The organism is Bordetella sp. MIP270_01_BMS (assembly GCF_054958705.1).
On record NZ_CM143297.1, the window covers coordinates 2,875,569 to 2,901,108 of the forward strand.

At 62.5% G+C, this 25,540-nt stretch carries 22 protein-coding genes, 1 pseudogene and 1 riboswitch; of the genes and pseudogenes, 15 read left to right on the plus strand and 8 right to left on the minus strand.

Annotation, left to right across the window (positions count from 1 at the left end; translation table 11 throughout):
* Window positions 1–90 precede the first annotated feature (90 nt).
* The gene (gene ilvB, locus ACV17W_RS13435; protein ID WP_462596551.1) at window positions 91–1,911 is read right to left on the minus strand and encodes a biosynthetic-type acetolactate synthase large subunit; all 1,821 of its coding nucleotides are present in this window, start codon (window positions 1,909–1,911) and stop codon (window positions 91–93) included.
* Between the two features lie 93 nt (window positions 1,912–2,004).
* On the opposite strand from ilvB, the gene ACV17W_RS13440 reads away from it, so the two are divergent.
* The 3 genes from ACV17W_RS13440 to ribB all read left to right on the plus strand — a co-directional run bounded on the left by ACV17W_RS13440 (window position 2,005) and on the right by ribB (window position 4,078).
* A complete protein-coding gene (locus ACV17W_RS13440) occupies window positions 2,005–2,478 on the plus strand; it encodes an Lrp/AsnC family transcriptional regulator (RefSeq protein ID WP_462592831.1) in 474 nt (157 codons plus the stop codon).
* 69 nt (window positions 2,479–2,547) lie between these two features.
* Window positions 2,548–3,039 carry an SET domain-containing protein gene (locus tag ACV17W_RS13445; protein WP_462592832.1) on the plus strand — a complete coding sequence of 164 codons (492 nt, stop codon included), beginning with the start codon at window positions 2,548–2,550 and terminating at the stop codon, window positions 3,037–3,039.
* A gap of 58 nt (window positions 3,040–3,097) precedes the next feature.
* A riboswitch (FMN riboswitch) is annotated at window positions 3,098–3,246 on the plus strand.
* Window positions 3,247–3,382: 136 nt separating this feature from the next.
* Window positions 3,383–4,078 (plus strand): 3,4-dihydroxy-2-butanone-4-phosphate synthase, encoded by a 696-nt coding sequence (ribB, locus tag ACV17W_RS13450; RefSeq protein ID WP_462592833.1) that lies wholly within the window; start codon window positions 3,383–3,385, stop codon window positions 4,076–4,078.
* A 27-nt stretch (window positions 4,079–4,105) separates the two neighbouring features.
* On the opposite strand, the gene ACV17W_RS13455 is transcribed toward ribB, so the two are convergent.
* From ACV17W_RS13455 to panE, 3 genes are all read right to left on the minus strand, one after another.
* Entirely contained in the window at window positions 4,106–4,609 is a 504-nt protein-coding gene (locus ACV17W_RS13455; protein ID WP_462592834.1) for a nucleoside 2-deoxyribosyltransferase, read from the minus strand.
* A gap of 13 nt (window positions 4,610–4,622) precedes the next feature.
* Complete coding sequence (locus ACV17W_RS13460; RefSeq protein ID WP_462592836.1) at window positions 4,623–5,234, minus strand: NAD(P)-dependent oxidoreductase; 612 nt, start codon at window positions 5,232–5,234, stop codon at window positions 4,623–4,625.
* A gap of 85 nt (window positions 5,235–5,319) precedes the next feature.
* A complete protein-coding gene (gene panE, locus ACV17W_RS13465) occupies window positions 5,320–6,249 on the minus strand; it encodes a 2-dehydropantoate 2-reductase (RefSeq protein ID WP_462592837.1) in 930 nt (309 codons plus the stop codon).
* Window positions 6,250–6,422: 173 nt separating this feature from the next.
* Between panE and ACV17W_RS13470 the strand changes: the two genes are divergently transcribed.
* A complete protein-coding gene (locus ACV17W_RS13470; protein WP_462592838.1) occupies window positions 6,423–7,448 on the plus strand; it encodes a BMP family protein in 1,026 nt (341 codons plus the stop codon).
* A 29-nt stretch (window positions 7,449–7,477) separates the two neighbouring features.
* Here the strand turns inward: ACV17W_RS13470 and ACV17W_RS13475 are convergent, their stop codons facing one another.
* Window positions 7,478–8,308 carry an AraC family transcriptional regulator gene (locus ACV17W_RS13475; RefSeq protein ID WP_462592840.1) on the minus strand — a complete coding sequence of 277 codons (831 nt, stop codon included), beginning with the start codon at window positions 8,306–8,308 and terminating at the stop codon, window positions 7,478–7,480.
* A gap of 81 nt (window positions 8,309–8,389) precedes the next feature.
* Complete coding sequence (locus ACV17W_RS13480; protein ID WP_462592841.1) at window positions 8,390–9,553, minus strand: alpha-hydroxy acid oxidase; 1,164 nt, start codon at window positions 9,551–9,553, stop codon at window positions 8,390–8,392.
* Window positions 9,554–9,634: 81 nt separating this feature from the next.
* Between ACV17W_RS13480 and ACV17W_RS13485 the strand changes: the two genes are divergently transcribed.
* The 6 genes from ACV17W_RS13485 to ACV17W_RS13510 all read left to right on the plus strand — a co-directional run bounded on the left by ACV17W_RS13485 (window position 9,635) and on the right by ACV17W_RS13510 (window position 14,368).
* Window positions 9,635–9,919 carry an acylphosphatase gene (locus ACV17W_RS13485; RefSeq protein ID WP_462592842.1) on the plus strand — a complete coding sequence of 95 codons (285 nt, stop codon included), beginning with the start codon at window positions 9,635–9,637 and terminating at the stop codon, window positions 9,917–9,919.
* A 31-nt stretch (window positions 9,920–9,950) separates the two neighbouring features.
* Window positions 9,951–10,427, plus strand: a complete 477-nt coding sequence (locus tag ACV17W_RS13490) for a thioesterase family protein (protein WP_462592843.1) — start codon at window positions 9,951–9,953, stop codon at window positions 10,425–10,427.
* A gap of 287 nt (window positions 10,428–10,714) precedes the next feature.
* Window positions 10,715–12,055, plus strand: a complete 1,341-nt coding sequence (gene bioA, locus ACV17W_RS13495) for an adenosylmethionine--8-amino-7-oxononanoate transaminase (protein WP_462592845.1) — start codon at window positions 10,715–10,717, stop codon at window positions 12,053–12,055.
* A 1-nt stretch (window position 12,056) separates the two neighbouring features.
* Window positions 12,057–13,250 (plus strand): 8-amino-7-oxononanoate synthase, encoded by a 1,194-nt coding sequence (gene bioF, locus ACV17W_RS13500; RefSeq protein ID WP_462592846.1) that lies wholly within the window; start codon window positions 12,057–12,059, stop codon window positions 13,248–13,250.
* Between the two features lie 40 nt (window positions 13,251–13,290).
* Window positions 13,291–13,968, plus strand: a complete 678-nt coding sequence (gene bioD, locus ACV17W_RS13505) for a dethiobiotin synthase (protein ID WP_462592848.1) — start codon at window positions 13,291–13,293, stop codon at window positions 13,966–13,968.
* 109 nt (window positions 13,969–14,077) lie between these two features.
* Window positions 14,078–14,368, plus strand: coding sequence for an acyl-CoA dehydrogenase family protein (locus tag ACV17W_RS13510; RefSeq protein ID WP_462596552.1), 291 nt, complete (start codon window positions 14,078–14,080; stop codon window positions 14,366–14,368).
* Here ACV17W_RS13510 and ACV17W_RS13515 read toward each other — a convergent pair.
* The gene (locus ACV17W_RS13515) at window positions 14,365–14,826 is read right to left on the minus strand and encodes a helix-turn-helix domain-containing protein (protein ID WP_462592849.1); all 462 of its coding nucleotides are present in this window, start codon (window positions 14,824–14,826) and stop codon (window positions 14,365–14,367) included. The two genes, ACV17W_RS13510 and ACV17W_RS13515, sit on opposite strands and share 4 nt — an antisense overlap.
* 172 nt (window positions 14,827–14,998) lie before the next feature.
* A pseudogene (locus tag ACV17W_RS13520) lies at window positions 14,999–15,196 on the minus strand (cupin domain-containing protein); the annotation flags it as partial.
* 90 nt (window positions 15,197–15,286) lie between these two features.
* Between ACV17W_RS13520 and ACV17W_RS13525 the strand changes: the two are divergent.
* The 5 genes from ACV17W_RS13525 (at window position 15,287) to ACV17W_RS13545 (ending at window position 25,449) form a co-directional block, all read left to right on the plus strand.
* The gene (locus ACV17W_RS13525) at window positions 15,287–15,823 is read left to right on the plus strand and encodes a peroxiredoxin-like family protein (RefSeq protein ID WP_462592851.1); all 537 of its coding nucleotides are present in this window, start codon (window positions 15,287–15,289) and stop codon (window positions 15,821–15,823) included.
* 283 nt (window positions 15,824–16,106) lie between these two features.
* Window positions 16,107–16,397, plus strand: a complete 291-nt coding sequence (locus ACV17W_RS13530) for a hypothetical protein (RefSeq protein WP_462592852.1) — start codon at window positions 16,107–16,109, stop codon at window positions 16,395–16,397.
* A gap of 663 nt (window positions 16,398–17,060) precedes the next feature.
* Window positions 17,061–19,199, plus strand: coding sequence for a caspase family protein (locus tag ACV17W_RS13535; protein WP_462592853.1), 2,139 nt, complete (start codon window positions 17,061–17,063; stop codon window positions 19,197–19,199).
* A gap of 21 nt (window positions 19,200–19,220) precedes the next feature.
* Complete coding sequence (locus ACV17W_RS13540; protein WP_462592854.1) at window positions 19,221–23,564, plus strand: caspase family protein; 4,344 nt, start codon at window positions 19,221–19,223, stop codon at window positions 23,562–23,564.
* Between the two features lie 91 nt (window positions 23,565–23,655).
* Window positions 23,656–25,449, plus strand: coding sequence for an alpha/beta fold hydrolase (locus tag ACV17W_RS13545; protein ID WP_462592856.1), 1,794 nt, complete (start codon window positions 23,656–23,658; stop codon window positions 25,447–25,449).
* Window positions 25,450–25,540 lie beyond the last annotated feature (91 nt).

Genomic DNA, 25,540 nt, shown 5'->3' on the forward strand with positions numbered 1-25,540 from the left:
GCCGACTGGTCACGGCCTTATTCAAGCACCCTCTTCCAGGCAGCATCTTTCCGGCACACTGCGCAAGCCGCGTCTCTTATGCCGCGTCTATCACGCCGTGTCGTCTTCGTACCAGACGTCTTCGGCGAGCATCATGCGATGATGCCCTTCGCCCGCCGGCATCATGGGGAAGCAATTCTCCTGGCCAGCCACAACCGCGTCCAGGAAATACGGGCCAGGGTAGGCCAGACATTCCTGCAGGGCCTCGTCCAGCCTGGCGGGATCGTCCACCCGGGCGGCCCCCCAGCCAAAAGCCTTGGCCAGCGCCACGAAATCGGGCAACGACGCGTTATAGCTGTGACTGTAGCGCCCGCCGTGGATCAGTTCCTGCCACTGGCGCACCATGCCCATGTAGCCGTTGTTGCACAACACCACCTTCACCGGTGTCTCGTGCTGCATGGCGGTGGACAGTTCCTGGATGTTCATGAGCACCGACGCATCCCCGCTGACGCACACCACCAGTCGGTCGGGGTGCGCCACCTGGGCGCCAATGGCTGCGGGCACGCCGTAGCCCATCGTGCCGGCGCCGCCCGACGTCAGCCAGCGATTGGGCCGTTCAAAGCGCAGGTATTGCGCCGCCCACATCTGGTGCTGCCCCACGTCGGTCGACACGATGGCGTCGCGCCCGGCCAGGGCTGCATTCAGGCGTTGCATCAAGTGCTGCGGCAAGATGGCGTCTTCGGCAGGCGGACAGGCCAGGCAGTCTTTGGCTCGCCAGGCGTCGATGCGCCGCCACCAGTCTTGCAGGCGCCCAGCCGGAAAGGCGTGCCCGCCCAGCGATTCGCGCAATGCCGAAATCAGCGGAAGGCAATCCCCCACCAGCGCCACATCCACCCGCACCACCTTGTTGATCGAGGCCGGGTCGATGTCGATGTGGATCTTGCGCGCATGCGGGCAGAACTCCGACAGTTTGCCGGTGATGCGGTCATCGAAGCGGGCACCGATGCACACCACGAGGTCGGCCTCGTGCATGGCCATGTTGGCCTCGAGTGTGCCATGCATGCCCAGCATGCCCACGAACTGCGGATCGGAAGCAGGAAAGGCGCCCAGGCCCATCAGCGTCAAAGTGCAGGGGGCGCCGGTTTCGCGCACCAGGGCGGTAAAGGCCTCGCAGGCCTCGGGGCCCGAATTGACCAGGCCGCCGCCGCCGTAGAACACCGGCCGGCGCGCCTGGGCGATCAGGGCCGCGGCGCGCCGCAACGCGGACTGCGGCAGCTTGAAGGGTGTTTTTCCGGCCTGCCGGCGCATGCGCAGGGCGGACAGCTGCCGGCTTTGCAAGCCCGCCGCATCGGCGTCCGGCGCCGGCCGCGCCAATTGCAGGTCTTTCGGGAAATCCACCAGCACGGGACCGGGACGGCCCTGCAGCGTCAGGTCGAAGGCGCGGCCCACGACGTCGGCCACGCCTTCCACGGCGCGGATCTGGGTATTCCACTTCGTCACCGAGCGCGAAATGCCCATTGCATCGCATTCCTGGAACGCGTCAGTGCCAATGGCGGTTGACGCCACCTGGCCGCTGATGCACAGGACGGGAATCGAATCGCACATGGCGTCCAGCAACCCCGATGTGGTGTTGGCCATGCCCGGGCCCGAGGTGACGAACACCACGCCCGGTCGGCCGGTCGTTCGCGCATAGCCCTCGGCCGCATGCACGGCCGCCTGTTCATGGCGCACCAGCACATGCCGCAGCCGGGGCTCGGCGTACAGGGCGTCATACAAGGGCAGCACGGCGCCGCCCGGGTAGCCGAACACCGTATCCACCCCCCTTTCAATCAGTGTGTCGAGCAGGATCTGCGCCCCATTGGGGGCAGGAGAATCAGCGTGGCCCAGGGCGGCCAGGGCAGAGGCGTGGAGGCGATCGTTCATGATGAATATCTTAGGCCTTTATGCGCAGAATATTTCTCCTTTTTTCTACGCAATACCGGGGTTTCGAGTAAATTCATCTTTATTTCCCCCGGGACAAAGAAAATGAAACTGGACAAGTTCGATCTGGCCATTCTGCGCGCGCTGCAACAGAATGCGCGCGCCAGCCTCAACGACATCGGCAGCGCCGTCGGCCTGTCCTCCACGCCTTGCTGGAACCGCATCAAACGGATGGAGGCGGCCGGCGTCATACGCGGCTATACGGTCGACATCGACCCGGCCAGCCTGGGATTCATGGACACCGTCATCGTGCACATCACGCTGGAAAGCCACAGCGAAGAAACGCTGTACGAATTCGGCCGAGCCCTGGCCCAGATCCCTGAGGTGCTGGAAGCCTTCCTGGTGTCCGGCGACTACGACTATTACATACGCATCGCGGTGCGCGACACGCGCGATTACGAGCGGCTGCTGCGCGAACGGCTCTACCGCATTCCCGGAATACGCCACAGCAAGTCATGCTTCGTGCTGCGGCGCCTGAAAGAAACCCAGCTGCCGCTGACCGGCTCTGTTTCCGAATAAGCCTGCGCAGGCCCGCCGGGCAACCCGCGCGCCGATATAATCCCCGCTTGCCCGCTACACGCCACTATCATGACCACCGCTGATCCCTCCAAGCCCTGGCACGTCGTGCGCCGCTCCAAGCTGCATGGCAATGGCGTGTTTGCCGCGCGCAAGATTCCGGCCGGCACGCGCATCATCGAATATGCGGGCGAGCGCATCAGCGCCAAGGAAGCCGACCGCCGCCACCCGACCAACCCCGACGACCCCTTCCACACATTTTTCTTCGCGCTCAGTTCGGGACGGGTGATCGATGGTGGAGACAACGGCAACGACGCCCGCTGGATCAATCATTCCTGTGAGCCCAACTGCGAAGCCCAGGAGGGCCGGCACGGCAAGCGCGTCTACATTACGGCGTTGCGCGACATCTCGCGTGGCGAAGAGCTGTTCTACGACTACGGCCTGGTCATCGAAGGGCGCCTGACCAAGACGCTCAAGAAAAATTACGCCTGCCTGTGCGGCGCGCCCACGTGCCGCGGCACCATGCTGGCGCTGAAGACAAAGAAGAAGAAGAAGCCGGCCTGAAATCCCGGCCGTTGGCGCGTACAATAAACCCGGGCCGCACGCTGGTGCGCCCACAGCAGTACGTCTTCAGGGCGGGGCGAAAATCCCCACCGGCGGTAAGCCGCAATGCGGCAAGCCCGCGAGCGCCCGGCCAAGCAGTGGCCGGGGTCAGCAGATCTGGTGCGATGCCAGGGCCGACGGTCATAGTCCGGATGAAAGAAGATGTGCCAGTTCATGCCCGCCGGCAGGCGGGGTACGTGCCGAGGCGGCGAGCCCGGCGCTGCTCTGTCCGCATGCGCCATGGGATTCGGCTTCATATGCCCTGAAACGTTTTTCGCCCACTTTTTTCTGCGAGAGCGTTTCAATGTCCACCGTTATTTCCAACGTACCTTATCTGCCCCCCGACCTGTACGCCCAGCCGTTCGAGACGCGTCTTGCACGCGCGCTGCACCACATGAAGCTGGGGCGTCCGGTGATCCTGATGGATGACTTCGATCGCGAGAACGAAGCCGATCTCATCGTGGCCGCCGACAAGCTCACCGTACCTGTCATGGCGCAGCTGATCCGCGATTGCAGCGGCATCGTATGCCTGTGCCTCACCGACGAAACACTGGACCGCCTGCAATTGCCGCCCATGGTGGCGCGCAACGAAAGCCGCTACAGCACGGCCTTCACGGTTTCCATCGAGGCGCGCGAAGGCGTGTCTACCGGCGTATCTGCCGCGGATCGCGTCACCACCATCCGCGCAGCGATCGCGCCGGGTGCGCAGGCCGGCGATGTGGTCAGCCCCGGCCATGTATTTCCGCTGCGTGCCCAGCCGGGCGGGGTGCTGGCCCGGCGCGGCCATACCGAGGGGTCGGTGGACCTGGCCTTGCTGGCCGGGCTGCGCCCGGCCGCCGTGCTGTGCGAACTGATGAATGCCGATGGCACCATGGCGCGCGGGCAGGCCATCGCCCGTTATGCCGCCGAGCACGGCCTGGTGGCGCTGACCATTGCCGAACTGGCCGACCATCGCCGACGCCTCGGCGCGCAGTCGCCGGCGGAGATGGCCGTGGCCTGATCCCCGGCGAACGCCGCGGTGGCGCGCCTACTGCAGCCAGGACCGGGCCATCTCGGCCAGGCCCTGCTGCACGTCACCGACCACCACCGTGGCGCTGCACGCCAGCATCAGGTTCAGGGTCAGCCCGAAGTCTTCCACCGTGTAGCCCTGGGCATCGACATGACGCGGCGGATCGTCCGCGGTGGCGACGGCCAGGCGCTGCACCAGCGACTCGGGATGCTCCGCGTAGGCCCACACCGGCTTGCCCAGGGCAATTGCGTAACCCACCTCGAAGGCCGTGCCCGAATCCGGTTCGGCACCGCGAAACGGATTCAGGTTGGCCAGCACGGCATCAGCCCGGCGGATCAGGGCAGTATTGGCCTCGTAGATCCATTGCGCCAGCGCTCGCGGCGCCAGGCCATCGGGCGTCTCGTTGTCCAATGGATACAGGCCCTCGAAGCCATGGGCCGCGCAGCACTGCTTCAACCATTCACCCTGTGCCAGCGCATCGGGGCGGAACACATCAAAACCTGCCAGGTAGATTGTTTTCATACGCAAATCGGGCTCAGTAGCCCACGGTAAAGCGCCGGCGCGAGTGGCGCGGCGACTCCAGTTCATCGGCCAGCGCGATCGCGTAGTCTTCCATCGAGATCCAGCTCTTGCCTTCGTCATCGGCCAGCAGCTCGTCGCCGCCGAGGCGGAAGACACCCGTGCGCTCGCCGGGCTCGAACAGGGCGGACGGGGAAAGAAAGGTCCAGTCCATCGCGGTTTCGTGCCGCAGCGTGTCCAGGAAAACCACCCCCGCTCGGGCTTCGGGCTTGTAGACGTCCGGAAACTCGGGTGTGTCGATCAACATCAGGCCCGGCGCCACTCGCAGGCTGCCCGCGCCGCCCACGACCAGCAGCCGCCGCACGCCTGCGCCCCGCACCGCCTCGAGCAGCGGCCTGGCGTCGGTGGACAGGAAGCGGGCCGCGCTGATGACGGCCTCGTGGCCCGCGAGCAACGGCGCCAATGCGGCGGGATCGGTCGCGTCGCCCTGCCGAACGGTCAGCCCCGTACGCGGCGCAACCTCGGACGGGTTGCGGGCAATACCCGTGACGAGATGGCCGCGGCGCAGCAGTTCGTCGGCAATGCGCGAGCCGGCGCGGCCCGTGATGCCTATCAGTGCGATGTTCATGGAAGCTCCGGACAGGTGGAAAACTCCATGCTAGTCCCGGCGCGGCGGCCGAGATACACCGCCGCGCGCGATAGTCAGTTGCACTTCATGCACCAATCTCGCGCTGCGCCTGGTACACCTGCAGATGGGCATAGGCCACGCGCAGCATCGGCGTATCCAGGCCCAGGGTGCGGGCGCGCCGCAGCATGTCGCCGACGATATGGTCGGCTTCGACTTTGCCTCCCTGGCGCAGGTCGCGGAACATGGAGGCGGTGACGGTCGAACTGCGGTCGGTCAGGACCTTCAGCGCCGCGGCATCCGCCTCCGCGCGCACGGCATGGCCGGACGCCGACGCCACTTGCTGGCATTCGCCAAGCAGGTCGCGCACGATGGTCTCGCCATCCTGGGTGGACACGATCTGTCCCACCGGTCCGCGCATCAGGCAGGTCGCCGACGCCAGGGTCGCGAGGAACACGAACTTTTCCCACACGTCTTGCAAGATCACTTCGCTGAGCCGGCTGTTGAAGGCGGCGTCGGCCAACGCGGCCTCGAGCGCCACGCAGCGCTGGCTGCGCGGCTCGCCGGCGCGCTCGCCATAGACGAACAAAGCATGCTGCCCCAAATGCTGCACCTGGCCGTCCGGCCCCAAGGATGCGTTGATCTGGCACAGCCCTCCCAATACGCGCGAAGCGCCGAACTCGGCGTCCAGGGTGTCGTACTGCACCACCCCGTTCATGATGGGCAGAATGGCGGTGTCTGGCCCCACCGCCGGCCGGATCGCATCGATGGCGCTGGCGAAGTCATACGCCTTGCAACTGAGCACCACGACATCGTAGGTGCCGTCCAGCTCGTCGGCCGTCACGACCTGAGGCTCGAGCACGACGTCGCCACGGGGGCTTTCAATGCGCAGGCCTTCCGTACGCAGCTTCCGCGCGCGTGCTTCACGTACCAGGAAGGTGACGTCGGCTCCGGCTTGCGCCGCCCGCCCGCCAAAGTAACCGCCGGTGCCGCCGGCTCCAAGAAACAGCAATCGCATTGAACTCTCCGATAGGTTCGACTGTTCCACGCCGCGCGGCGGGTCCGTCCACGATTATGCACTGCCCACCTGGCCCGGCATCGAACTAGCTGCCTATAATCCACTCGCGTAGCGCGAGCCTCTGCCCGCGCGCGACGCCCCGACTGTAATCGCCCCGCGTGGAGCCCACGTCCATGATTTTCCGCTCTACCCTGCCAGCTTCTGGACGCACTCGACGCAACACGCTGATGCGGCTGGGTGCTGTCTTCGCCGGCCTGGCTACCGGACGCCTTCAGGCTCAGCCGATCGAAAGGCTCAAGGTCGCGGCGGTGTACACCGTGCCGGTCGGCCAGCAATGGGTGTCGCGCGTGCACGGCGCGCTGCTCCAGGCGCGCGCACGCGGCGATATCGACTACGCGTTTTCAGAAAACGTGCCGCACGATACCTACGCGGACACCTTGCGGCGCTACGCCGAAGACGGAGCCCAGCTGGTGGTGGGCGAAGCGTTCCGCGCCGAAGCCGCTTCGCGGGCCGTGGCGCGCGCCTACCCCCAGACAGCATTCCTGATGGGTTCGTCCGGCCGCCCGCAGCAGCCCAATTTTTCGGTGTTCGACAACTACATCCAGGAACCCGCCTACCTGGCCGGCATGATCGCCGGCGGTCTCAGCGAAAGCGGCAATATAGGCCTGGTAGGCGGATATCCCATTCCCGAAGTGAACCGCCTCATGCACGCCTTCATGGACGGCGTGCGCGAAGTGAATCCCGATGCGCGTTTCTACGTCGTGTTCATCGGGTCCTGGTTCGACCCACGCGCGGCGAAACAGGCTGCCCATACCCTGATAGATCAGGGGGTCGACCTGCTTTATGCCGAACGCTACGGCGTCGCTGAAGCCGCGCAGGAACGCGGCAAGCTGGTCATTGGCAACGTCATCGATACGCAGCCGCAGTATCCCGACACCGTCGTCGCATCGGTGCTCTGGAACGTCGAGCCCACCATCGAACGGGCGCTCACCATGGTGCGCCGGGGCACGTTCAAGGCCGACGACTACGGCAAGTATTCGCAGATGCGCTACCAGGGCTCGACACTGTCGATAGGCACGTTCACCGACAAGTTGCCCGGCGGCCTGGTGGCCAGCGTGCAGGCCCGCCACAAGGCCATGCTCGACGGTACCTTCAGCATCAAGGTGAACGACGCGCCGCCGCGCTCCACCATACCCTAGGCGGCGCGCCGGGGCGCAATGCCTGTCGGTCAGGCCAGGGGCAGGTAGATGCGCGTCCTGAGTTCGGCGGCTGGCGTAGTCTTGGGATCGTTGACGTACTCTTCCCACATGGGGAAATCCAGCGTCTCGTTGCCGCTGGCAGGCAGCCATTCCGAGAACAACCAGTTGTAGGCCTGCTCGATTTCGCTGTACGGCCCCACGTACTCCAGCACCGCGCAGCGTGTTGCAGGCAGCGCAAAGGGCTCGAACACGGGGTCTGCCGGCGCGCCGGCAGCCACGGTGAGACCCGCGCGCGACCGCAGCTGCGTCGCGGGCACCTGCGACGGGTCGTCGTAGTACACCCCGAACGACCGGGTTGCGGGTTCGACCATATTGCGGCTTGACGCCAGCATGAACAGGCGATCGAAGGTGGTGCCGATTTCCTGGTAATCGCCCTGGTGCGGCAACGTGGCAAGCGTAGCGCCGGGAAACTGCTCGATAGTGGTGGGATACATGCCTGGCTCCTGAGGATTGAAGGGTCTGGAGCGCGCATGACGATACCGGCCCGGCGGCACCCCGAACACCGAGCTGAATGCCCGGTTGAACGCGGCTTGCGAACTGTAGCCCGCACGCTGGGCCACTTGCTGCATGGGCCTTGCACCCGCCAGGTCGACCGTCGCACGATGCATGCGCAGGCGCAGCATCGTGGCGTTCACCGTCTCGCCCATCAGTGCGCGGTAGACGCGATGGAAGTGAAAAGGTGACAGGCAGGCCAGGTCGGCCAGGTGGTACAGGTCGGGCGCCGCATCGGGATGCGCGGCCAGCCATCGCAGTACCGGTTCCAGCCGGGTGGCGTAGTGGATGCGGGTCTTGGATTTCATGCGTCCTCCAGGGCTCCCACTTTATGGCCGGCGGCTTTGCAGATTTTGCGGTTTTCAACAAGCCGCCGCCATGCCCCGCCCTCAGGTCGGGTAAGTCCCTGGCAGCAAGATGCTGCGGTCGCCCGGTGCCAGCGATTTACGCCCGCACAGCGCCATGGTGACGTCCATTTCCTTGTACAGGATTTCCAGGGCCCGGGTGACGCCCGGCTTGCCGAAGGCGCCCAGTCCGTAGAGAAAGGCTCGTCCTATCATCGTTCCGCGCGCGCCCAGTGCAACCGCCTTGAGCATGTCTTGCCCTGAGCGGATGCCGCCGTCCATCCAGACTTCGATGCGTGAACCCACGGCGTCGGCGATAGCGGGCAGGGCGGCGATCGAGGACATGGCGCCATCGAGCTGCCGCCCGCCATGATTACTGACAATCAGGGCATCCGCGCCGCTGTCAGCGGCCAACCGCGCGTCTTCGACGTCGAGAATCCCCTTGATGATGAGCTTGCCGCCCCAGCGTTGCTTGATCCATTCGACATCGGCCCAGCTCAGGCGCGGGTCGAATTGCTCTGCCGTCCAGGATGACAGCGAGGACAGGTCCGTCACGCCCTTGGCGTGTCCCACGATATTGCCGAACGTGCGGCGCGGCGTACGCAACATCCCCAGGCACCAGCGCGGCTTGGTGGCCAGGTTCAGCAGATTGGTCAGCGTGGGCTTGGGCGGCGCCGACAGGCCGTTGCGTATGTCTTTGTGCCGCTGGCCCAGTATCTGCAGGTCGAGCGTAAGCACCAGGGCCGAACAGCCGGCCGCCTTGGCGCGGTCGATCAGGTTCGCCACGAAGTCGCGGTCTCGCATGACATACAACTGGAACCAGAACGGCTTGCCGGTAGCCTGCGCGACGTCTTCGATGGAGCAGATGCTCATCGTCGACAAGGTGAAAGGCACACCAAAATCGGCCGCGGCCTGCGCGCCCAGGATCTCGCCATCGGCATACTGCATGCCCGTCAGACCAGTGGGGGCAATCGCCACCGGCATGATGGCATCCGAACCCGCCATGGTGGTTCGCAACGAGCGGCCCTCCATGTCGACCGCCACGCGCTGCCGCAGCTTGATCGACTGAAAATCGGCCTGGTTGGCGCGATAAGTGCCTTCCGTCCAGGCGCCCGAGTCGGCGTAATCGTAGAACATGCGAGGCACGCGCTTCTGTGCGATGACGCGCAGGTCTTCAATGCAGGTGATCTTGGCAAGAGTCGGATTCATGGGACACTATTAAGGCAATAGAGGACCAAAATGGGCGTAGCAAGTATACGCGCGCCCCATGTTTCGACAGGAAAACGCAGCATGCAAGCCCCGCAATACGAAACCGTGCACGTCATCGTCAAAGGGGCCGTCCAGGGCGTGGGATATCGCCACGCCACCGTGCGACGGGCCCATCTGCTCGGTGTGACGGGCTGGGTGCAGAACATGGAAGACGGCACCGTCCAGGCCATGGTGCAAGGCACGCCGGACCAGGTCGACCACATGCTTGAGTGGCTACGGCGCGGCCCTCCTGCCGCCAGCGTGCGCGAGCTCATCACCGAACTCCAGTACACCGACAAGCGCTACGCGCGCTTCGAACAACTGTAGGCCTGCAGCCTGCGTCTTGCACGGAGACCCCATGCCCATCCTGCCCACGACCCGACTGGCCGTCGACCCCGAATGGATCGATTCCTACGGCCACATGAACACCGCCCGATACGTCGGCGCATTCGACCACTACGGCTACGAGCTGCTGGGCACGCTCGGCGTCGGTGAGGCCTACACCCGCCAGTCGCGCTGCGGCATCTACACCGTGGATATCGCGGTGAACTACCGCCGCGAGCTGTTGGCCGGCGACCCGCTCGAACTGCGGCTGCGCGTGCTGGGCGCCGACGACAAGCGCTTGCTGTGCCTGATGGAACTTTTCCAGACACGCGACAACTATCTGGCCGCCACGATGGAGCAGCTGTCGGTCCATGTGAACCTGGAAACACGGCGCAGCCAGGCTTTTCCGCAGGCGCTCATGCATTCGCTGCAGGCCGCCGCCCACGCGCACGCCGCCGAGCCGCTGCCCGACCGCCACGTGTGGAGACTGTCGCTGGCCCGCCGGGCCTGATCCATCCGCGCCCCTGCGCCGCAGGCGCAGCTCGGAGTCACAATTCGTTTCCTATTCCGGCGTGCGCAAGATCGCGGCCGTTGACGCCGCGTAGTGGCGCTGGCGCACTCAAAATCGGCCAAGCCCGCGAAACGTCGCGCAATGTTCCGGCAAAATCCCCCTCGCCAGGGGGCTTGCACTCGGCGAACTCGCGTTCTTAACATCCGCCGCTCTGCTATGCCGCTCGCTCCCGAGCGGCGGCCGCTTCCGCGGTGCCCCCCCGGGCTGGCGCTCGGCGAGGCCCCGCTATGCACCCGTCTGCTTGCTTGTCCCATGCATCCGATCTGCGGCAACGCAGCCTGCGACACGTCTGGCATCCATGCACTCAGATGAAACGCCAGGCCGACATGCCATTGCTGGCGCTGTCCCATGGCGAGGGCCCGTGGCTGATCGACATGGATGGACGACGTTACTTCGACGCCATCAGCTCATGGTGGGTGAACCTCTTCGGCCACGCCCATCCGCGCATCAACGCCGCCCTGCACGACCAACTCTCGCGCTTGCCGCACGCCATGCTGGCCGGGTGCACGCACGCGCCGGCCGTAGAACTGGCTGAACGCCTGAGCGCGCGCACGGGCGGCGTGCTGGATCACTGCTTCTACGCCTCGGATGGTGCCTCGGCCGTCGAGATCGCCTTGAAGATGAGCTTCCATGCCTGGCGCAATCAAGGGCGGGACGCCAAGCGGGAATTCGTGTGTGTGCAGCATGGTTATCACGGCGAAACCCTGGGAGCCCTGGGCGTGACCGACGTGCCCATCTTTCGCGACGCGTACGGCCCCTTGTTGCGCCAGGCCCATGTCGTGGCGACGCCCGACGCGCGTACCGGCGCGCCCGATGAAGACCCGGACGCAGCGGCCGCGCGCGCGGCCGAATCGTTGCAGCGGCTGCTGGAAGCGCGACACTCAAGCATCGCCGCAATCATCGTCGAACCGCTGGTGCAATGCGCGGCAGGCATGGCCATGCATGCACCGTCTTATCTGCAACGCGTGCGTGCACTGTGCAACCAATACCAGGTACACATGATCGCCGATGAAATCGCGGTGGGCTGCGGACGCAGCGGCACCTTCTTCGCCTGCGAGCAGGCGTCGGTGTGGCCGGACTTCATCACACTGTCCAAGGGCATCACCGGTGGGTATCTGCCGCTGTCCGTGGTGCTGTGTACCCCCGCTATCTATGCCGCGTTCCATCACGACGACCTCGCACGCGGCTTCTTGCACTCGCATTCGTACACGGGAAATCCGCTGGCCTGCCGCGCCGCCCTGGCGACGCTGGACATCTTCGACGACGACGAGGTGCTCCTGCGCAACCCGATACGCGCCGCGCAACTGACCCGGGCGCTGCAGCCCCTGCACAGCCATCCGGCAGTACGGCACGTTCGTCACATCGGAATGATCTGGGCATTCGACGTCGAGGCCGACGCGGACTTCGGCCGCCGATACGCCGCAGCCGCCCTTGAGCGCGGCCTGCTGCTGCGCCCGATTGGCAACACGGTGTACCTGATGCCGCCCTACGTGCTCGACGAGGCGACTGCGCGCTGGCTGGCACAAGAGACGCTGGCTACGCTGGACGACGCCCTGAGAGGCCACTGAGATGAAACTGCTCGACACGCTTTCCTGCGCACTGCAGGACCTCGACACGCGGCATCTGCGGCGACGGCGCCGCATCGTGGAGTCTCCCTGCGCGCCGCATGTGCGCGTCGAGGGCCGCGATTTGCTGGCCTTCGCCAGCAACGACTACCTGGGCCTCGCGAACCACCCCGACATCGCCGCGGCGCTGGCCGATGGCGTGGCTCGCCACGGCGCAGGCAGCGGTGCCTCGCACCTGATAAGCGGCCATGGACGCGCGCACGCTCAACTCGAAGACCGCCTGGCCACCATGATGGCAGACCATATTGAAACGCCGCGCGCCCTGTACTTCTGCACCGGCTACATGGCCAACCTGGCGGTACTGGGCGCCCTGGCGGACAAGAACACCGATATCTACTCCGAAGCGCTCAACCATGCATCGCTGATCGACGGCGCCCGGCTGTCTCGGGCGCGCGTCCACATCTACCCCCACGCGGACGTCGCGACACTCGCCTCCCAGCTCTCGGCCAGCCAGGCAAGCACCCGGCTGATCGTGTCCGACGGCGTTTTCTCCATGGACGGCGACATCGCCCCCCTTCATGAGCTCCTGCGTCTGGCCGAACGTCACGAAGCCTGGCTGCTCATAGACGATGCACACGGGTTCGGCCTGCTGGGCGAACGGGGGCACGGAGTGCTTGAACACAGCGGCTTGCGATCCCCCAACCTGATCGTGATGGGTACCCTGGGCAAAGCCGCAGGCCTGTCCGGCGCATTCGTTGCCGCGCATGCCACCGTCATCGACTATCTGGTCAACCGCGCGCGGCCTTTCATCTTCAGCACCGCCGCTCCCCCGGCGCTGGCCCACGCCCTGCTGACCAGCATGGACCTGATCGAAGGCGCCGAAGGCGAGCGCCGCCGCGCCCACCTGCGCGCGCTGTCGGCGCGCCTGCAGACGTGCCTGCGCATGCGGCACTGGCGCCACCCGGCCAGCCCCACTGCCATTCAACCCATCGTGGTGGGCGAGAATGCCGACGCGTTGCGCGCTGCCGCGGCGCTCGAGCGCCGCGGAATCTGGGTGCCCGCCATTCGTCCGCCCACGGTCCCGGCCGGAACGGCGCGATTGCGCGTCACGCTGACGGCGGCCCATACCCCCGACGACATCGATCGTCTGGCCGGCGCACTGAACGAACTCGATGCCGAGGCGCACCTTGCACAATGAAGCCCGAGCCCAAGCCGACGAATCCGGCGCCGAGCGTCCCATGGACGTTTTCGTAACCGGCACAGATACCGAAATCGGCAAGACCCTGATTGCCTGCGCCTTGCTGCATCTGGCCGCGCGACAGGGATACTCCACCGCCGGAATCAAGTCGGTCGCCGCGGGTGCCTCATGGGTCGACGGACGCTTGCGCAATGAAGACGTGGAAGCACTATGCCTGGCCAGCTCCGTCAAGCTCGCCGACGGCGCGCATTGCCCGTACGTCCTGCGGGACGCAGCGGCCCCGCATATCGCCGCCGCCGCTGAAGGCATCACGCTGGAGCTGCCGCCGATACGCGACGCTTACCTGCAGGCCGCCTCGCGTGCGCAAGCGGTGATCGTGGAAGGGGTGGGCGGCTTCTGCGTCCCGCTGAACGACCATCACGACACCGCCGATCTGGCACAGCAGCTTGCCTTGCCGGTGGTACTGGTCGTCGGCATGCGGCTGGGCTGCATCAGCCACGCGCTGCTCACCGCCCGCGCCATCGCAGCGCAGGGCCTGCGCCTCGCTGGGTGGGTAGCCAACCACGTCGATGCCGACATGCTGCACGCGGCGGCCAATGTGCATGCCTTGGAGCAGCGCCTGCCTGCGCCACTGCTGGGGCGCGTGCCCCGCCTGGCGCAACCCGACCCCGAAGTCGCGGCGCGCTACCTGCAATGGCCGGCCCGCAAGGTTGGCTGACGAAATACGCACAGCGGGCATCGATTTCGAAAGGAACGACGCAGGCCAGTTGCTCAGTCTGCTCACTCCATCATCCAGTCATTGCCATCCCAATTCTGCCTAGAAGCGAATAACCCACTGTTCAGATTTTGGGGGCTACGGATACAGACGTGATCATCCGGTGGAGCGGCTCTATCGTGACAACCGACTCAACGCCCTGTATGAAGGGACACACGGCATACAAGGCATTGATGTGCTCTGCCGCAAAACGAGCGCGCAGGGCGGCCGTGCCGTGCAACTGGGGGAACTCTGCAAGCGCACCCCGCTCTCCCTACTTGGCAAACATAAAGCCCGAGCGTTGATCAAGTTACGGTGGATACAGTCATTCCAATCCGAGCAGCTGCTCCTTCGACACCACTAAAGCGGCCGGCTTGGCGCCGCCGCAGTGCGCCTGCCCAGCGCACGCGCCAACGCCGCCGCGCTGGTATAACCCGACAACCTGGCCGCGCGCTTGAGGCCTTGCCCGTTGATCACTGCCTTGTCGGCGATCGACAACCGAAACCGTCTCAGATAGCTGCCCGGCGTACACCCCATCACTTGCCGGAACTTCACCGCAAAACCGGTTCTCGACATACCGGCCTGTTCGGCCATCACCTCGAGATTCCAAGACGCCTGGGGTGCGCTGTGGATAGCCACCAAAGCGCGAGCGATGCGAGGATCGGCCAGCCCGCTGAGCAACCCAGACGAAGATCCCGGATGCTCGAGCAAGTGCCTGAGCACGCCAATGAACAGGATCTCTCCCGCTCGCGCCAGCAGGGCGGGGTGTCCGCAACGAGGGTGGCTCAGCTCGGACGCAATGATCTGCACGACGTGGTGCAATTCGGGGATTGCTGTCGTTCAGTGTAAGCAACAGGGATTGGTCGAGCGCTTCAAGCAGGATGTACTCGGCGGGCCCGGCGAAGACTGTCTCGATGTGCAACAGGTGGCCAGCGTGTCCAGCTTGGGGCCGCAACGAATATCGATAGTGCGACGGGATCACGGCGACAGTCGGCGCGGCCAGGAGCCGGCTGCCCTGACCCGGTTGCTCGAGCCACACTGCACCTTGAGTCAGCAAATGAAGCTGGAGGGCATGCTGAGGTTCCGCACCGAAATGCAGACTCTCGGCGACCAGTCCGGCAAACCGGACTGTCATCCGGGGGGAAAGTCCATCAAGAATGGCAGACAACCTGTCGAGCGGAGGGCGGCCCATGAGATGAACGAACTGCAAAGTTATTTGAACTATTTGATTCTAATCGTACAGGAGAATGAGCTACCGCCCTAGTCATGAACCGGAGACCCCATGCTTACTCCCCGCCTGTCCGTACCCACTCTTGAAGTCGCCACCGTGGCGCACGGTCCGTTTGACTTGCTGAAGGGGCAAGTCGAGCGCTACACGATGGTAGTGTTCTACCGCAGCCTGCACTGCCCGATCTGCGCCAAATACCTGATGGAGCTTGAGCGACTTGCTGCTGAATTTGCCAATAGAGGCGTGCGCGTGGTCGCAGTCTCCTCCGACACTGCGGACCGGGCCCGCGCCATGGCTGAGAAAATAGGCGCGACGCAACTGCCTGTGGGCTATGGGCTGAACCTGCAGGCCGCCCGCGACTGGGGACTCTACATTTCCGAGAGCCGCGGCACGACTTCTATCGGTATCGAAGAGCTGCCGCGCTTCTCAGAGCCTGGCGTGTTCCTCGTGCGGCCGGACGGCACGCTGTACTACGCCTCAGTGCAGACGATGCCATTCGCACGCCCGGCATTCAGGAATCTGCTCGCGGCCATCGATTTCGCCGTCGCGAATGAATACCCCGCTCGAGGCGAGTACACAGGCGAACTATAATCATCCGTCGGACGTACAGCGGTCACGCCACGTTCAGCCGGCACACCGATTCTTTTAAGACCGCTGTACGGTCGCCGCATTCCGAATCAGGGGCTTCCAACAAAGGCTGGGTGATGCTGAACGTCGCATATCGAAGTCAACAAGCAACCGATCGCGATTGAAACAGCAACGCCGCTCGTCATGAGCTGCGCAGCGCCAACAGACGCTATTTCGAGGCATCTTCGCCACTGGCAACGCTGAGCAACGTAAAATGCCAGGCCTCCAGCCCCCACCTGCATCCCATATGAACCTTGAACGACTGCGTCGCGAGTTTCCCGACTTCGACATAACAACCCTGCCTACCCTGCCTGAAGGTTTCTTCGACGCGTCGAATGCCATCGATGCAGCGCCCTCGTTCGAGAACGAGGAGCGCAGCTTGAAGGTGTACGTCGACTACGCCAGCTATGCCGACCGCGAATCCGGCCGGAGCCAGCGCTTCTGCGTTTCGCGCTACGACGAGGAAGCTGGCGACTTCGAGGACGTCGCCCTGTCGACTAACGATTGGGCCGAAGTCACTCGCTTCCTGAGCGAGTAAGCGCCCTCGCAGGCGGCGAACGGCTATTACGAATCAAAGACTTACTGATCTTGGGAAGCATGCATTGAGAGGAGTGCACTCATAACTTGAGACACCTGAATATCAGCCGCTTATTCGGTGGCGAGGGCCGCCAAGTTCAACCCCGATCTTCCATGCGCCACACGTGAAGCATGCGTAGCTCGCGGGGGCGTTGCTTTGCCGTCGATAGCGAAGCGCTTCAGACGTGCAAGGAGCGAATCAATCAACTTCTCGAGCTGCCCCTACAGTGAAGCGGATGGACAGGCGGTAGTCTAGATGCATTTCAGTCCCACTTGGGCGAAGGCTTCATCGAACCTGATTTGTTTTCGACGTGCGTGCCGGCGCGGCTCTCCCCTGGCTCGCGGCGGGTGCCTGCACAACTTTCAGCGGAGCAGCACCGACCGGCAGTGCACGCTCAATCGCTAATTCACCTGCGTCCTGCCGAAGATGTTCTTGCAGGCGGCAGAAGTCACTGTAGAGAACGCAACCGCACGAACAAGTTCATCCCGCGGTGCAAAGAGGGTTCACTCGGCAGATCCACTCGGTGTAGGATTTGGCAGTAAGTTGTTTCTGTTAGTAAAGCGGGGGGATATGCAGAGTCGTGTGTCAGGCAGGTCAGGGATTTTTTGGCGGATCACTGTAGGGGTGGTGCTGGTTCTTCTGGCTTTTTATACGAGAGCCGGGCTGGCTGCCGGGGCAAGTTCACCAGGCACTGCGCATGCGCTGCTGGTGGGGGTGTCCGATTATCCCTTTCTAGACCCAGGCGCCCAGTTGTTGGGACCTCGCAATGATGTCGCTTTATGGCGCGATTACCTGACCCGGGCCAGGCCCGATGTCTCCCTTACCGTCCTGGCTGATGGCGTTGAAGATGCCGGGCTGCCTACCAGGCAGGCAATCATGCAGGAGCTTGAACGCATTGCCGGCGAGGCCCGCGATGGGGATTTTGTATTCCTGATGTTTGCCGGTCATGGTGCACAACAGCCTGCGTCCCAGGCTTCCATACGAGATGAGCCGGATGGTCTCGATGAAATTTTTTTACCACGCGATGCCAGAGGTTGGGATTCATCACGGGCGGTGGTCGAAAATGCGATTGCGGACAACGAGTTCAAGCAAGCGATCGACAAGATTCGCGCCAAGAAGGCGTTTGTCTGGGCAGTATTTGACACCTGTCACTCGGCAACCATGACCCGTGCGGTCAGGCCATCAGCCGTGCGATACCGCCAGGTTTCGGCGCAGCAACTCGGTATACCGTCTGACGTGATGCAAGCAGCCCGCACACGATCCGCCGGCTCAGTTGCTCACCGTTCTGGTCAGCGATCCGAGGGCCAGCCACAACCTGAACGCGCCGAGCCTGCCGGCGATCTGGTGGCCTTTTACGCGGCCCAGAGCCATCAGGAAACGCCCGAATTCGCCCTTCCGCCAGGTGCGCCCGATGCGCGTGAACATGGCGTCTTCAGCTTTACATTGCTGCAGGCGCTTGAGCAAGCGCCAGATGCTTCTTATACCGAATTGATCGAACGTGTCATGCAGCGTTTTCAGGCTACTGCCGGGGCGACGGCCGTGCCAATGATCGAAGGCACAGCGTTATCTGCTCGAGTGTGGGGAGGTCAGCAGAATCGGGCGACACCGTGGCGCGTCAACCGTAAAGGCGATCATATGACCCTGTCCGCGGGGCTCATGCATGACCAGACGCCGGGTTCGACATTGAAGCTGTATCAAACGCCAGAAGCCCAGGACGAAGACGTGCTGGCGACCGTTGTCGTCAGTCAGGCCAGAGCGGTTGATGCCGATGTCAGATTGCTGCAAACCGACGGCCACGCGGTCGCGGTCAACCGTTTGCCAGAGATCATGTACGCACGTGCGTGGCAGACGCAAGTCGACTGGCGGCTCAAAGTGGCCTTGCAGCATGGTGGCAACAGCGGGTGCGAGCCTGCAACTCCCGAGCTTGAATCTGCTTTGGACAAACTCCGTGAACAAGACGCTCTAGCTAAAAGAGTGCAGTGGCTGACTTCTGAATCTGCTGGAGTGGATCTATGGCTGTGCTTGCGCGCAGATCGTCTGGAGCTACTTGATGCAGACGCAACGGTGGATGTTCCTGCACCTGCGATCGCCGTGCAGTCATCAGACGCAGATAAGGTTGCAGATACTATCGCAGATGCCTTGCTCAAGGCGTCCCGTGTACTCAGTGTGCTCCGAGTGGCTCAAGCAACTGGCATGGGCAAGGCGCTTGATGTCAAAGCCTGGGTACGGCGGCCCCAGCCCGGCGAGCCTGCTTGCAATGAGCTCACGCAATCTGCGCCGCTGCAGGGCAGCCAAGCCTACGAGCCGGGTTCTCAGATGGATCTTCGCGAGGGCGACTGTCTGAGTCTCATTGTTCACAATACCAGCACGTCCGCCGTGGATCTGACGATCATGCTGGTGCATTCTGGTTTCGGAATGACTGCGCTCTGGCCTGATTCCCCGCAGATGTTCAATCCCAGAATCGAGGCCGGTGCGAAGGTGGCAATTGGCGAGTACGAAGCTTTGTCCGATAGCCTTGGGCGCGAAAGACTGCTGGTGCTGGGCTTGCCGGTAGTACAGCCTTCGCAGCCCATCAGTCTGGCGTTTCTGGCACAGGACAATCTAGATACTTCGGTGCGAACGCGAGGCCAGCAAGATCCGTTTACGGCGCTCATGATGGATGCAGGTTTTGGGAATGTGGCGACTCGCAGTCTCAGACCGGCCCGGCAAGGCGGGCAGCCTATGTCGGCGCAGGTGTTCAGCTTCCGGGTTCAGCCTAGGTAACAGCGGAAAAGGAACTGAGCAATGATTGGCGCCAAGTTGTTCAGCAAGGTCTGTTTCTTGATGGGTCTATGGGTCTGTTTGCCAGTCAAAGCAAGCGACATCGTGGTTCAGACAGCTGAGCAGTCAGGAGGGTTAGGCGGTGCAAGTGCGATGGCAGTCGCTGCCGATGCAGTGACTGTGGCCATGGGTGACGCCAGCGGAAACGTCAGTTTCTGGGATCTGTCGCGACGTCAGCGTCTGGGTCAGATTGCTGCAGTGCGAGGCGAACCCAATGGGGTGCAAGAACTGCAATGGGTCGCAGGGCGATCCAGCATACTGGTGGTCTCAGCTCAAAAATTCACAATCTGGAACCGGGTCTCCGGTCGGCCTGTGTTTGAGCAACCACGTGCAATCCTCTTCGGTCAACAAGGGCTGGTAGATCTGGCCGCAAGCACCAATAGCCACTGGATTGCCATGAGCTCTTGGTCAGAGGCGGCTTTGCTTGATACCGCGTCTGAACAGGAGAACCGACTCAAGGCGATACCTCGAGGGGCAGGGGCACGGCTTGCACTCGATGATCAGGGTCAGTTCCTTGCTGTGTTTGGCCACGATGGGTTACGCATGCTGGCACTGCCCAACCTCGACACCCTCTGGGAGGTGCCCGGTACCCCTCCATTCGAGCCGGGTCAGTTGCGATTCTCACCCGATCAAAAAACGCTCCTCGTGATGTCTGGCCGCACCCGTTCAGCGCCGTCGTCTTTGTTCTCTGTACGGTCGGGGAAAAGCACGATCCTGCCCGAGAACATACGCCAGTGGCAGTTTCTCGAGGATGGACGTCTACTGGGCCTCGATGAAAATGGTTGCTGGCACATATGGTCCGAGGAAAACGGATTCACCCCGTCTAGCGCAGCCTGTCGCTACGATGCATCGCCCGAGTTTGCGGTGCTCAAAGACGGCGCGGTACTTGCTGCGCGCAGGATTTTTGATGCTGAAACCGGTGCGGTGATCGGCGAGTTGCCGGTCAATCCGAGGCAGTATGCGCTTGCAGAGATCGATGAAGCCAAGGGAGAGGTGATCATCGCAGTCTCACCGGCCCTCACAGACCCGGATCTGATGGCCTGGCGAGACCGTGTGCCCGCCAGACGGTATCTCGGACAAGGGCTGTATCGATGGGATCTCGCAACCGGGCAGCAAACGCCGCTGCCCTATGATCAGTGGCTGGCATGGATCGGGCAACGCTGGCCATCGTGGTGCGAACCGGCTCACGATCCGTCTGTGAGCTATCGCTGGCTTTCCGAGGAAGGAGAGTTGTGGCTTGGACTGACCGACAGAATCGTGCGCTGCGCGAACGGCAAAGTGCAGACCGCTGTACAAGGATTAAGTTCGCCTGTGAACTGGTTGCGTGCAAGAAGCCCTGCGGGTGGTTCCGGGTCGAGTGACGCATCAACGCCGGCGCTTTTGTTCACCACCGACACTGAAGGTGCCTTGTCGATTTACAGTCTTCCCGACGGACAGCAACTGCAAAGGCAGCGCGCCGAACCTCAGTCTCCTTCTCTAGGTGCGGGTTCCGGCCCCGCCGCCTGGTTAAGCATGTTGCTCGATGTGTACTTCACGGATGCAGATTCGCTTTGGTTTGTCAGGCGTGACGGTGTGCTCGATGCGACCGGGCAAAGTGTGTTTGACGGTTGGATAGAGAGTCATGATCGGTTAGGCAATGATCTGGTGCTGGGGACAGACCAAGGCATTGTTGTCTTTGATCTACAGACGCGCAAAGTGCGGCAGACGCTAGAGACGAATGGTGTGGCACCGGTTGCGATCAGGCAGAGAGACCAGCGCATTTATGCAATGATGCCGGACTCAGCGCTGCGCATTTACGATCGCGCCACCGGCGACTGGATTGTCAGCGCTTACCGTATCGGAGAGCACGGCAGCGCATTGATCGCACCAGATGGTCTGTACGCGGCGTCACGCACTGCCGTAAGTGCGCTGACGCGCGTGGATGCGACTGGGCTGCAAGAGTTCTCAGCATTCGATCTGGAGCGCAACCGTCCGGATCAGGTTCTGGCCCGACTCGGGTATGCCTCTGCCGCCTATCTGGATGCCATGTCTAAGCTCCATGAGCAGCGGATGCGTCGCCTGGCGCTGCAGGGTACTGTCAACGTAGAGGGAGCCCCCCTCGTCTGGGCCCGACAGCCTTCGCTGCAAACGCAGAGTCCGGCTTACACACTGTCGATAAAAGTCCCACAGGATGGTCGTCTGCATGTCGCGTTGTCGGGTGTCTCTGTGACGCCACGCGAGGGCTTGCAGGTCAGCGCTGGAAACGTCGAGGTTCCCGTGACCCTGGTGCCGGGGGACAACCGCGTCACAGTGACCTTGGAGACCTCCACTGCGGTAAGCTCGTCGCCACTGGCGGCTTTCGTGCATCTATCACAGCCTGATCAGACACCGACGACTTATCTTTTGGGCGTTGGGGTCTCATCCTATCTGCAATCGCAGTATGACCTGCGTTATGCGGCCAAAGATATCCGGGACGTCGCCAACTTCTTCGACAAAACACTTGGGCATACCCTTAAAACACATCTGTTGATTGACGCTGCGGCAACTCAGGACAATGTTTTACAAGCAAGCAGGTTTTTAGCGCAGGCTCGCCCGACCGATCGGGTAATTCTATATTTCGCGGGCCATGGTTTGCTGTCCGCTAGCGGGCAGTATTACTTTGCGCCTACGGATATGGATTTTTCCGATCCCGAAAGCAAGGGTTTGAGTTTCGCGCAGATAGAAGGTCTGCTCGATGCGACACCGGCCCGATCGCGCCTGTTAATGCTCGACAGCTGCCATGCCGGCCAGAATGATGAGGCTAAAGTCGGGCTCGAGCCGCAGGCGCAAGTCCTGGTGGCGAGTCAGTCGTCACCGGATCAGGTAAGTGCGCGTGGGCTGCGGCGTGTCAGCACAGTTCCGCCAAGTGCGCCCGACCTTCGCCGACCTTTACTGGAAGATGTTTTTATTGATCTGCAGATGGGTAGTGGTGCTCACATCATTGCCGCGGCGGGTGCAGAAGAATTTGCTCTGGAGTCGCCCCAGTGGTCCAACGGCGTGTTTACGGCAGCCGTCCTGGAAGGGCTGGGGTCGCGTGCCGCTGATACGGATCTGGATCGGCGTATTCATGTGGACGAGTTGCGTCAGTATGTCGCCAACCGCGTAGCCGAGTTGACGCAAGGACGTCAGTTGCCCACAGCCCGTGCAGTTAATCACGAAATGCCCATCGTTCTTGCTCAGGCCAGTGATCCCAGCCCAGGGATCGAAGCGATTGCCGATGTACGGGTTCGCGACGGGTTCGGCAGCGCCCTCGCGTACGATCCGTCAGGACGTTTTCTCGTGATTGCGGATGGCCAGTCCATCATTCGCCTAGATCTCCAGAGTGGGCAGCGGCAAGTATTACCCCTTTCCTTGTCGCGGGTCGACTCGGTCGTGATCGCGCCCGAGGCGCGTTACGCCGTCACCTCGGGGCTGGTTTCTTCGGACAGGAAGCGCTACTGGATCGACTTTGAGCGGTTCTCTGTCGCCCCGTTTGACGAGATCGGGATTGCATCCCCACTATCTCGCCCCGAATTGACGGCGGCTTTTACCGGCGACGGGCAATGGTTTGTCATTGAAGGGGGCTTCCCCGAACGCGGACTACTGGTGATTCCGAGCTCGGATCCTCAGCAGTGGCGCCGCGAGGACATAAAACTTCAGGGGTTCGTCGATGCGATTGCGGGTTTAGCGCAATCGCAGGTGCGCCTGGTCGATGAGTATGGAGAGGTCATGGAGTTGAACGTTGCCACCGGACAGATACTAAATCGCTGGAAGCTTTCAACACCGCACGGCGAACAGGCTCGGTTTGACGTCATGGCAAAGGTGGCTCTGGGGACCAATGGGCGCTACTTCAGCCGGACATATCAAGTCGGGCCTGCTGATTCAAACTCGAAACGCCTGCTGGGTGTATGGGATCTTGAGAAAAAGGCCTGGCTGTTTGATCGCCCGCTGGGCAAGAATAATGCCTTGATATCATCGTCACAAGCCAAATCCGGGGAACTCGAGTCTTATCTGAATCCGGCTTTGCTCGCCATGCAGATCGCCGCAACACCGCGACTTGCCATCCTCGATGGCGCCAGTATTCGCATGGTCGATTTGCAAAACGCCCTTGATATCGACTGGGCTTATCGGGGAAATGTTCTGACGACGCTGCCTTGGGCGTTTGCGCCAGACGGGGAGCGTCTGCCGCGCTCGATGGACAGGGGCAGCTCCTGTCCTGGAAGCTCTTGCCAGTATCTGACGTCGGGCAGACGAGGCCGTCAACTCAGCTGCGTCAATAGCGTTACATGGAGAGGTGTTGTGGATTTATAGTACGGGCTCTGGTGCGCCGGCCGGTTTGATACTTTGCTGGCCGGCGAACGCGCAGGGTGTGTACCTTTGAGGATGAACTTTAGGGTCAACGATGAGAATCAAACGTTCAATCGTGGCAGCGCTGTTGCTGTGTGGTGGTCTGGCGTTGACAAATGCGCAGGCTGCGCCGGATCTGTTGCTCGTCGGTGATGTCGAGACTGCGGTTGCCCAGAAGGATTTTGATCAGGCAATCGCCAGAATAACCAGCGCGCTGGCAACCACCCCGCAACAAGACACCGAAGTGCGGCTCGACCTGTTGCAGCGTCTTGCCATGGTCTACGAGGTGGCAGAGCGATGGTCGGATGCGGCCCAGACGTGGGAGAAAGGTGCTGCACTGCTGGCCCGGTGGAAAGGCGGGCGCGTTCCCGAACTTTCTCAATGGTACGAAGCCGCATCGAAGGCCTATGAACGGGCCGGTTTGCCCCGCCAGGCTCTTGAACAAGGGCGTGCCGCATTTGCTGTTGACCAGGCCAATCTGGGGGCCGCTCATCCTGCGCTCGTGCCCGCACGTCAACGACTGTTGGCCCTGGCAACCGAGATCGGTGACACTGAAGCTGTGGCGGCCTATCAGCCTCTGTCGCGGGGACGCGGTCGTCAGTCCAACGTCCCCACAGTACCCGTGCCCGCTATTGACCACATTAACGTCGATTACGGTGAGGTTGATCCCAATAATTTTGCGCGAGTGAAAGTGTTTTTTGGGACTGATAGAAATGTGACGGGCTCGCGTAAACCCGATTCCTACTTTGGTGGAGAACGGGGCCAGTTCAACTGGGGGACGGTCGATGTCAGTGTGCCCCGCACGCACAAACCGGGTGCCGTGGAGCGCCCCTCGTTAATGTCGTTTGAAGTCCACGAAAGCCCCGAGCGTCACATGGTGCTCATGAGCATGACCGTGCTCGATGGTCAAGAGGCATTGCAAGAAATGCGTCGCACGCTCGAGCAACAAGGCTCCGATCAGGCTTTCGTTTTTGTGCACGGGTACAACGTATCATTCGCCGACGCAGCCCGACGTACCGCGCAGATTGCCTACGATCTGAATTTTCCCGGGCTGCCAATACTTTATTCGTGGCCGTCACGCGCCAGCACACTGGATTACATTGCCGACACGGCCGTCGTGCGGCACAGCGGGCGGAATCTGTTGCGTTTTCTTGAGGAGATCGTGCAAAAATCGGGCGCCAAACGCATACATCTAGTCGCGCATTCCATGGGCAACCGCGCTTTGACGGATGCCCTGGAGCTCTACGCTGTACGTCATGCCCAAGAACCAAAACCCGCCTTTGATCAAATCATTTTCACGGCACCGGATGTGGATGCAGGACTGTTTTCGGAAATGGTGCAAACCATCAGGCCCATTGCTAACCGCCTCACCTTGTACGCATCAGATCAGGATCTGGCGCTTTCGGTGTCGCGCAAGCTGCACGGCAGCCGGCCCAGAGCGGGGCAGGCGGGCGATGATATTCTCGTTATTAACGCGATCGATACCGTCGATATGACAGCGCTTGGAGATGATGTCCTGGGTCATTCCTATTTTGCGAATGATGCTTCGGCGCTTTCTGATCTTCTGAGTCTGTTTACAGTGGCTCAAGGTCCCGAGAGTCGTTGTGGTCTTGTACCTCGAGCCTCAAATCAAGGAGAACACTGGCAGTTTGATCCATCACGCTGCAATGGCTCGGTTTGGCTCTCGGCGATGTCGCTCTGGCACGCGCGTGGACCACAAGCACTTGATTACGCAAAACAAATGGCGCTTGATGCGCAGGCGAGCAGCGTGACACAAGCGCAACAAGAGTGGCAACAGATCACGCAAGCCCTCGAGCAATTGATGAAGTCAGCAGGCCCTCGTCGATAGGAGTGGGGCTGTCCGTCATTTCAAGCAATGTCCGGGGTTTTAACTGAACCGATAAGCGGGTGTCTCGAAACTACCGCGAACTCGAGTTGAA

What these genes read in the sequence shown, in the direction of transcription:
- ACV17W_RS13440 (WP_462592831.1), top strand. Translation starts at nt 2,005, where the DNA reads ATGAAACTGGACAAGTTCGATCTGGCCATTCTGCGCGCGCTGCAACAG.
- bioF (WP_462592846.1), top strand. Translation starts at nt 12,057, where the DNA reads ATGAAACTGCTCGACACGCTTTCCTGCGCACTGCAGGACCTCGACACG.
- ACV17W_RS13525 (WP_462592851.1), top strand. Translation starts at nt 15,287, where the DNA reads ATGCTTACTCCCCGCCTGTCCGTACCCACTCTTGAAGTCGCCACCGTG.
- ACV17W_RS13530 (WP_462592852.1), top strand. Translation starts at nt 16,107, where the DNA reads ATGAACCTTGAACGACTGCGTCGCGAGTTTCCCGACTTCGACATAACA.
- ACV17W_RS13455 (WP_462592834.1), bottom strand. Translation starts at nt 4,609, where the DNA reads ATGAAAACAATCTACCTGGCAGGTTTTGATGTGTTCCGCCCCGATGCG.
- ACV17W_RS13470 (WP_462592838.1), top strand. Translation starts at nt 6,423, where the DNA reads ATGATTTTCCGCTCTACCCTGCCAGCTTCTGGACGCACTCGACGCAAC.
- panE (WP_462592837.1), bottom strand. Translation starts at nt 6,249, where the DNA reads ATGCGATTGCTGTTTCTTGGAGCCGGCGGCACCGGCGGTTACTTTGGC.
- ACV17W_RS13540 (WP_462592854.1), top strand. Translation starts at nt 19,221, where the DNA reads ATGATTGGCGCCAAGTTGTTCAGCAAGGTCTGTTTCTTGATGGGTCTA.
- ACV17W_RS13445 (WP_462592832.1), top strand. Translation starts at nt 2,548, where the DNA reads ATGACCACCGCTGATCCCTCCAAGCCCTGGCACGTCGTGCGCCGCTCC.
- ACV17W_RS13475 (WP_462592840.1), bottom strand. Translation starts at nt 8,308, where the DNA reads ATGAAATCCAAGACCCGCATCCACTACGCCACCCGGCTGGAACCGGTA.
- ACV17W_RS13480 (WP_462592841.1), bottom strand. Translation starts at nt 9,553, where the DNA reads ATGAATCCGACTCTTGCCAAGATCACCTGCATTGAAGACCTGCGCGTC.
- ACV17W_RS13545 (WP_462592856.1), top strand. Translation starts at nt 23,656, where the DNA reads ATGAGAATCAAACGTTCAATCGTGGCAGCGCTGTTGCTGTGTGGTGGT.
- ACV17W_RS13460 (WP_462592836.1), bottom strand. Translation starts at nt 5,234, where the DNA reads ATGAACATCGCACTGATAGGCATCACGGGCCGCGCCGGCTCGCGCATT.
- bioA (WP_462592845.1), top strand. Translation starts at nt 10,715, where the DNA reads ATGCACCCGTCTGCTTGCTTGTCCCATGCATCCGATCTGCGGCAACGC.
- ribB (WP_462592833.1), top strand. Translation starts at nt 3,383, where the DNA reads ATGTCCACCGTTATTTCCAACGTACCTTATCTGCCCCCCGACCTGTAC.
- ACV17W_RS13485 (WP_462592842.1), top strand. Translation starts at nt 9,635, where the DNA reads ATGCAAGCCCCGCAATACGAAACCGTGCACGTCATCGTCAAAGGGGCC.
- bioD (WP_462592848.1), top strand. Translation starts at nt 13,291, where the DNA reads ATGGACGTTTTCGTAACCGGCACAGATACCGAAATCGGCAAGACCCTG.
- ACV17W_RS13490 (WP_462592843.1), top strand. Translation starts at nt 9,951, where the DNA reads ATGCCCATCCTGCCCACGACCCGACTGGCCGTCGACCCCGAATGGATC.